The 7,131-nt window shown below is 67.6% G+C and carries 8 protein-coding genes; all 8 read left to right on the top strand.

Translation table 11 applies throughout. The features are described 5' to 3' along the window. Positions 1-520, top strand: a 520-nt coding sequence (locus tag AC1DS3_RS32230; protein WP_477128749.1) for a nitrilase-related carbon-nitrogen hydrolase, incomplete at its 5' end; no start/stop codon positions are given. Beyond that, on the top strand, positions 471-1,604 hold the full coding sequence (locus AC1DS3_RS32225) for an MSMEG_0568 family radical SAM protein (RefSeq protein WP_477128748.1): 1,134 nt from the start codon (positions 471-473) through the stop codon (positions 1,602-1,604). The genes AC1DS3_RS32230 and AC1DS3_RS32225, both read left to right, overlap by 50 nt. Further along, on the top strand, positions 1,601-2,146 hold the full coding sequence (locus AC1DS3_RS32220; protein ID WP_477128747.1) for an MSMEG_0567/Sll0786 family nitrogen starvation N-acetyltransferase: 546 nt from the start codon (positions 1,601-1,603) through the stop codon (positions 2,144-2,146). The genes AC1DS3_RS32225 and AC1DS3_RS32220 overlap by 4 nt, the downstream gene beginning before the upstream one ends. After that, complete coding sequence (locus AC1DS3_RS32215) at positions 2,143-3,153, top strand: sll0787 family AIR synthase-like protein (protein ID WP_477128746.1); 1,011 nt, start codon at positions 2,143-2,145, stop codon at positions 3,151-3,153. The genes AC1DS3_RS32220 and AC1DS3_RS32215 overlap by 4 nt, the downstream gene beginning before the upstream one ends. A gap of 9 nt (positions 3,154-3,162) precedes the next feature. Then, positions 3,163-3,450, top strand: a complete 288-nt coding sequence (locus tag AC1DS3_RS32210; RefSeq protein WP_441634743.1) for an MSMEG_0570 family nitrogen starvation response protein — start codon at positions 3,163-3,165, stop codon at positions 3,448-3,450. 52 nt (positions 3,451-3,502) lie between these two features. Beyond that, positions 3,503-4,783 (top strand): MSMEG_0569 family flavin-dependent oxidoreductase, encoded by a 1,281-nt coding sequence (locus tag AC1DS3_RS32205; RefSeq protein ID WP_477128745.1) that lies wholly within the window; start codon positions 3,503-3,505, stop codon positions 4,781-4,783. Between the two features lies 1 nt (position 4,784). Further along, positions 4,785-5,642, top strand: coding sequence for a Pnap_2097 family protein (locus tag AC1DS3_RS32200; protein ID WP_477128744.1), 858 nt, complete (start codon positions 4,785-4,787; stop codon positions 5,640-5,642). After that, positions 5,639-7,131: methylmalonyl-CoA mutase family protein (locus AC1DS3_RS32195; protein WP_477128743.1), on the top strand; the 1,493-nt coding region annotated here is incomplete at its 3' end. The genes AC1DS3_RS32200 and AC1DS3_RS32195, both read left to right, overlap by 4 nt.

The following is a 7,131-nucleotide window of genomic DNA, read 5'->3' as shown; positions in this document are numbered from 1 at the left end:
CTACAACCCGCTGGCCCGCTACGCGCTGATGACCCAGCACGAGGAAATCCACTGCAGCCAGTTTCCCGGCTCGCTGGTGGGCCCTATCTTTGCCGATCAGATCGAAGTCACCATCCGCCATCACGCGCTGGAGTCCGGCTGCTTCGTGGTGAACGCCACCGGCTGGCTGACCGACGAGCAGATCGCCTCGGTGACCACCGACCCCGCCTTGCAAAAGGCGCTGCGCGGCGGCTGCAACACCGCCATCGTGTCGCCGGAGGGCCAGCACCTGGCGCCGCCGCTGCGCGAGGGCGAGGGCATGGTGATCGCCGACCTGGATATGTCGCTGATCACCAAGCGCAAGCGAATGATGGATTCGGTGGGGCACTACGCCCGGCCTGAATTGCTCAGCCTTGCCATCAACGACCGGCCGGCGGCGACCGCATCGCCCATGGCCAGCGCATTTTCCAACTACCACGGGAGCACCCACCATGAACTCCAGCGAGATGACGCCGGCCTCGAGCCGGTTGTCGGTAACTGAGCTTAGGGCCGAGCTGCAATCGGTCGGGCTGCGCCTGCTGGACCCGGCGGCGGGCGCCGCCAGCCGGCGCGGCGGCGCGGGCCCGTCCGACCACAAGGCGGTGACCGTCGATGGCGTGACCATCATGGTGCCGGTGCATACCAATACCGCCTGGCATTCGCCGTACGTGGCATCGCCGCCGGATGGCAAGGGCACCAGCGCGCTGCTGCGCGGCACCATCCCGATTGCGAACATCAGCTTTCCGAAAGCGCCGCGCTTCTATGGGCTGCAGACGATGGAGGGCGTGCCGTACTCGCACATCGCCACGCTGCACAGCGCGGACGTGCTGGCCACCACGGTGCTGCAAACCTGCATCCGCTACGAGAGCCGGCGCAAGACCTGCAAGTTCTGCGCGATCGGGCAATCGCTCGCGGCGGGGCGCACCATCGCGCGCAAGACGCCGGAGCAACTGGCTGAAGTGGCGCGCGCCGCCGTGCTGCTGGACGGTGTCAAGCATATGGTGCTGACCACCGGCACGCCGCCCACGCCGGACCGCGGCGCCGCCATGCTTTGCGAAAGCGCCTTTGCCATCAAGGCCGCGGTGGACTTGCCCATCCAGGCGCAATGCGAGCCGCCCGACGACGACCGCTGGTTCGAGCGCATGAGAGCCGCCGGCATCGATACGCTGGGCATGCACCTGGAAGTGATCACGCCCGCCCTGCGCGAGCGGATCATGCCCGGCAAGGCGGCCGTGCCGATCAGCCGCTATATGGATGCCTTCAAGGCTGCGGTTGCCGTGTTCGGCCGGGGGCAGGTGAGCACCTATATCCTCGCCGGCCTCGGCGATAGCGTTGAGACCATCCTGTCGATCTCGAAGGAACTGCTCGAGCTTGGCGTCTACCCCTTCGTGGTGCCTTTCGTGCCCATCACCGGCACGCCGCTGGAAGACCATCCCGCGCCGCCGCCTGAGTTCATGAAGGCCATCCTCAAGCCGCTCGGCGCGATGACTAGCGCGGCGGGCATGCGCTCGGCGGATATCAAGGCGGGCTGCGGCAAGTGCGGCGCGTGCTCCTCGCTGTCGTCGTATGAAGAGGTGGCGGCATGAAGGACGATCTCTGTGTGGAAGTGCCCGCGGCCACGGCGTTCCGCATCCGCTGGGCCGGGGCGCAGTGGGAGGCGGACGAGGCCATGGCGCTGCGCCGGGCCGTGTTCTGCCATGAGCAGGGCATCTTTGCTGGCGACGACCGCGACGCGATCGACGACACCGCGCAGTTGCTGGTGGCGGTGAAGTGCGAGGCGGATGCGCCCGAGAGGGTGGTCGGCACCGTGCGCATCCACGAAACCGAGCCCGGCGTGTGGTTTGGCTCCCGGCTGGCGGTGCATGCCACGTACCGCAGCCACGGCAAGATCGGCGCCACGCTGATCAAGCTGGCGGTGAGCAGCGCGAACGGGCTGGGCTGCACGCGATTCCTCGCGCATGTGCAGAGCCAGAATGTGCCGCTGTTCCGCCGCTTGCACTGGGACGTGCTGGCCGAGGAAACGCTGCTTGGCCGCCCGCACCACCTGATGCAGGCGGACCTGGACCATTACCCGGCGTGCCTGACGCCGCGCGTTGGCTTGTCGACACTGGGCAGGAGCGGCACATGAACGTCGCGCAGATTGTGCAAAGCCTGCGCGCCAGCCGCGGCTTTGACCACAAGACCGATATCGCCGGCGTGCTGTCGTCGCTGGGCAATGCGCTGCCGGGCGGCATGCGCGATCTCGGCCAGGCGGTGGCGGTGGGCGACGATTGCGCTGCCATCGCGGATCATGACGGCTACCTGCTGTTTGCCATCGAAGGCATGGTCCGGGATTTCATCGATGCCAGGCCGTGGTTCGCGGGCTATAGCGCGGTGATGGTCAACGTCAGCGATATCTATGCCATGGGCGGCCGCCCGCTGGCGGTGGTGGACGCCATCTGGAGCAACGGCGTGGCCGACGCCGCCGAAGTGCTCAAGGGCATGGCGGCAGCCTCGGCGGCGTATGGCGTGCCGATCGTTGGCGGACACAGCAACGCCCGCAGCGATCATGCCCAGCTTGCGGTGGCCATTGTCGGGCGGGCGCGCCGCCTGCTATCGAGCTTCGCGGCGCGCCCGGGTGACCGGCTGCTGATGGCGGTCGATTTGCGTGGCGCCTTTGCCGAGCCGTACCCGTACTGGAACGCCTCAACCGAAGCGCCGCCCGCGCGGCTGCGGGCCGATCTCGAACTGCTGCCCGCGCTGGCCGAAGACGGCCTGTGCGCCGCCGCCAAGGACATCAGCATGGCCGGCACGCTGGGCACGGCGCTGATGCTGCTGGAATGCTCCGGCGTGGGCGCGCGGATCGACCTGGACCGCATCCCGGCGCCCGCGGGGGTGCCGATGGCGCGTTGGCTCACGGCATTTCCGAGCTACGGCTTCCTGCTGGCGGTGCGCGAGGAAGACGCGGCGCACGTTACCGCGCGATTTGGCGCGCGGGACATTGCCTGCGCGGAGATTGGCGTCATCGACGACTCGCGTCGGGTCACGATTGGCGCGGGCAGCGAGCGCGCACTGCTGTGGGATTTCGCGCACGACGCCTTCATCGTCCCGCAGGCGGAGCGTGCCGCGCGGGACACCACCCCCATCGATGCCTGAGGCGCTTTCATGCCAGTCACTCATTTCCGCATACGTTGGCCCGACCTGAGCGAGGCCACCTGTTACTCCCCGTCTTCGGTGGTCACCGAGTTCTTTGTCCCGGGGCAGGACTACACGCTGGCCGAGTTCCTGGCGATCGCCAGGCAGGCGCTTGGCAGCGCCTCGGAGCGCGTCAGGGCGAAGTATGGCTATGCCTGCTCCTCTGCCATGGACCAGCTTGAACAAATCGAGACAACCGCCGCGCGTTTTTGCGCGCAGCCGGATGCCATGGTGCGCGTGCTTGGTTTCGGCCGTTAGCGCGCATCCGAAAGCCTTACCGCATCTCACAGCAATCAACGAAGGACGCATCATGTCTAACACCCGCAGCGAAACTCTTGCCGCCTCCCCCAGGCACTACAGCGTCATCATCGTCGGTGGCGGCCAGGCCGGCTTGTCCATGAGCTACTACCTCAAGCAGGCCGGCATCGAACATCTCGTTATCGAGAAGCACACCGTCACCCATACCTGGCGCAGCCAGCGCTGGGATGCCTTCTGCCTGGTCACGCCGAACTGGCAGTGTGCCTTGCCGGGCTATCCCTACCAGGGCGACGACCCGCACGGTTTCATGAAGAAGGACGAGATCACGGCCTACCTCGACGGTTTCATCAACATGGTGAAGGCACCGGTGCTGGAGCATACCGAGGTCCGCCGCGTGAAGCCGCAGGAGCAGGGCGGCTATCTTGTCTGCACCTCGCAGGGCGACTTCACCGCCGGGCAGGTGGTGGTGGCCTCCGGCGGCTATCACACGCCGATCGTGCCGCGCATGGCCGAGCGCCTGCCCGCCGGCATCCGGCAGATCCAGTCCTCCGAGTACCGCAGCCCGCAAGCCTTGCCGGAAGGGGGGGTGCTGGTGGTGGGTTCCGGCCAGTCCGGCGCGCAGATTGCCGAAGACCTGCACCTGGCGGGCCGCAAGGTGTTCCTGGCTGTGGGGCAGGCGCCGCGCTGCGCGCGCTTCTACCGTGGCCGTGACGTGGTGGACTGGCTGGCCGACATGCAGTACTACGACATGCCGGTGCAGGCGCATCCGTTGCGCGAGGGCGTGCGCGACAACACCAATCACTATGTGACCGGCCGCGACGGCGGGCGCGACATCGACCTGCGCAAGTTCGCCACCGAAGGCATGGAACTGTTTGGCGCGCTGGAAGATTTCCATGACGGCAAGCTGCGTTTCACGCCGAACCTGAAGGCCAACCTCGACGATGCGGACGACACCTACAACCGCATCAACGCCAGCATCGACAAATTCATCGACAAGCACGGCATCGCCGCGCCGCCCGCCAGCACGTATGCGCCGGTATGGTCGCCGGGCGAGGAGCGTTGGGCGCTGGACCTGGCCCAGGCCGGCATCGGCGCCATTGTCTGGTGCATCGGCTTTCGCCCGGATTTCAGCTGGCTGGAGGCGCCGGTCTTCAACGGGCGCGGCTATCCCGGCCACGTGCGCGGCGTGACGGCGCAGGACGGCCTGTACTTCCTCGGCCTGCCGTGGCTGCACACCTGGGGTTCCGGGCGGTTCTCCGGCATTGCGCGCGACGCCGAATATCTTGCGGCCATCGTCAGCGAAAAGCTCGGCGCGCGAGCCCTGGCAGCCTGACATGTTCCGCGCGAGCACAAGCTATGTTGCCGGCATGCCGAACCTGTCCTATACCGGCCTGTCGGAGAACTGGCTGCTCAAGGCCTGCGGCGACCTGCACTGGCGGGGGCTGGCGGCGCTGTCCGGGCAGGCGTTGCCGGAGTTCCGGGACGCGCAGGGCAACAAGGCCTATGCCGCGTTTACCGCGATCCGGCTGCGGGAGGCATCGCTGGAAGCGCTTGGCGAGAACGATGGCTTCTCGGTGAACACGCAGTTGATGCGGGTGGCCGGCGCGCGCCACTTCAGCACGCATGCGCTGAGGCGCGATGGCGATGGCGATGGTGACGGTGACGGGCCAAGCGCCAGGCGGGCCGAGGTATCGATGGTATCCACCTTTATCCGCCGTGAGCGCGAGCGCGACAATCGCTCGGTGGTCAGGGCCGCTTTCAACCTGCCGGCGGACGGGCCGCCGCCCGCTGCGGCGGCGGAGCTGGGCGCGCTGGCCAAGCGCTTGCGGGCGGGCGACTGGCCCGCCCACCTTGGCCTGGAGCAGGCACGGCACCTCGGCAGCCACATGGCCGAGTACCTGCCTTGCCCCTATGCCGACTTCAACGGCGCGGACCTGCTCTACTTCGCCAACTTCCAGGCCATCGTCGATCGTGCCGAATGGCAATGGCAGCGTTTCGACGAGCCACCGGTGATTGCCGGGCGCGACCTGTTCTTCCACGGCAACGTCAATCTTGGCGAAGCGCTGGAGCTGTCGTTCTCCGCGGTGGAGTCCGGGCAGGGCGGGCTGGCCCATTGGTGCGAGGTGCGGCGCGGCAGCGACGGCGAGAAGATCGCCGATGTGGTGACACGCAAGCGTTGGAGAGTGCGATGAGCGCAGATAAGGGTGGCGGACTGGCGCTCAAGCCCGTCTACACGGCCGCCGACCTGGACGGGCTGCGGCATCTTGGCAGCCTGCCTGGCGAGGCGCCGTTCGTGCGCGGGCCGCATCGCTCCATGTACGCGGGCAAGCCGTGGACCATCCGGCAGTACGCGGGCTTTGCCGACGCTACCGCCTCCAACCTGGCATTCCGGCAGGCGCTGGCGCGAGGGGCGCAGGGTTTGTCGGTCGCGTTCGATCTGCCGACCCATCGCGGCTACGACTCCGATCATCCGCTGGCGCAGGCGGATGTCGGCATGGCCGGCGTGGCGATCGATTCCGTCGAGGACATGAAGCGCCTGTTCGATGGCATCGCGCTGGACCGCGTCTCCGTCTCCATGACCATGAGCGGCGCCGTATTGCCGGTACTGGCCGCGTTCCTGGTCACCGCCGAGGAAGCCGGCGTTCCGCTCGATCAGCTCAGCGGCACGATCCAGAACGACATCCTCAAGGAGTACATGGTCCGCAACACGTGGATCTTCGCACCCGGGCCGTCGATGCGGATCTGCGCGGATGTGGTGGCTTACCTGTCGCGGCACGTGCCCCGGTTCAACGGCATGTCGATCTCCGGCTACCACTTCCAGGAAGCCGGGGCGGACCCGGTGCTGGAACTGGCGCTGACGCTGGCCAACGGGCAGGAATATGTCAGGCAGATGGCCGGGCGCGGGCTGGATGTGGATGATTTTTGCGCTCGCCTGAGCTTCTTCTTTGGCGTGGGCAAGGATTTCTTCGTCGAGATCGCCAAGCTGCGCGCCGCGCGGCTGCTGTGGTGCGAGATCGTCCGCGAGCTGGGTGCCACCACGCATCGGGCAACCATGCTGCGCACGCACTGCCAGACCTCGGGATGGTCGCTGGCGGCCACGCAGCCGGACAACAACATCGTGCGGACCACGGTGGAAGCCATGGCCGCGGTGTTTGGCGGCACGCAGTCGCTGCACACCAACGCCTATGACGAGGCGCTGGCCTTGCCCAGCGCCGGTTCGGCCCGGCTCGCGCGGGATACCCAACTGATCCTGCAGCACGAGATGGGCCTGTGCGACGTGGCCGACCCGTGGGCGGGCTCCTACATGATGGAATCGCTAACGGCGGAAATGGCGGAAAAGGTGCGCGCGGTGATGGCGGAGATTGCCGCTGCCGGCGGCGTGCTGGCGGCAATCGGCTCGGGCTGGGTCCATGAGCGGATTCATCGCGCCGCCGTGGCCACGCAAGCCGATATCGACGAAGGCCGGCGCGTGATCGTCGGCGTCAACCGCTACCAGGAGGGAGCCGACGAGGTGCCGGCCTGCCTGGAGATCGATGGGCGGCAGGTCCGGGCGCAGCAGGGCGAGCGGCTGGCCTGCCTGAAGGCAAGCCGCGATGGCGCGGCCGTGGCACAGGCGTTGCGCGCACTGGCGCACGCCGCGCGCAGCGGCGAGCAAAACCTGCTGCCGCTGACCATGAACGC

This window comes from Cupriavidus sp. 01L46 (assembly GCF_056399905.1).
Note: the sequence above shows the minus strand (reverse complement) of the source record. Positions and strands in the feature narration are given on the sequence as shown.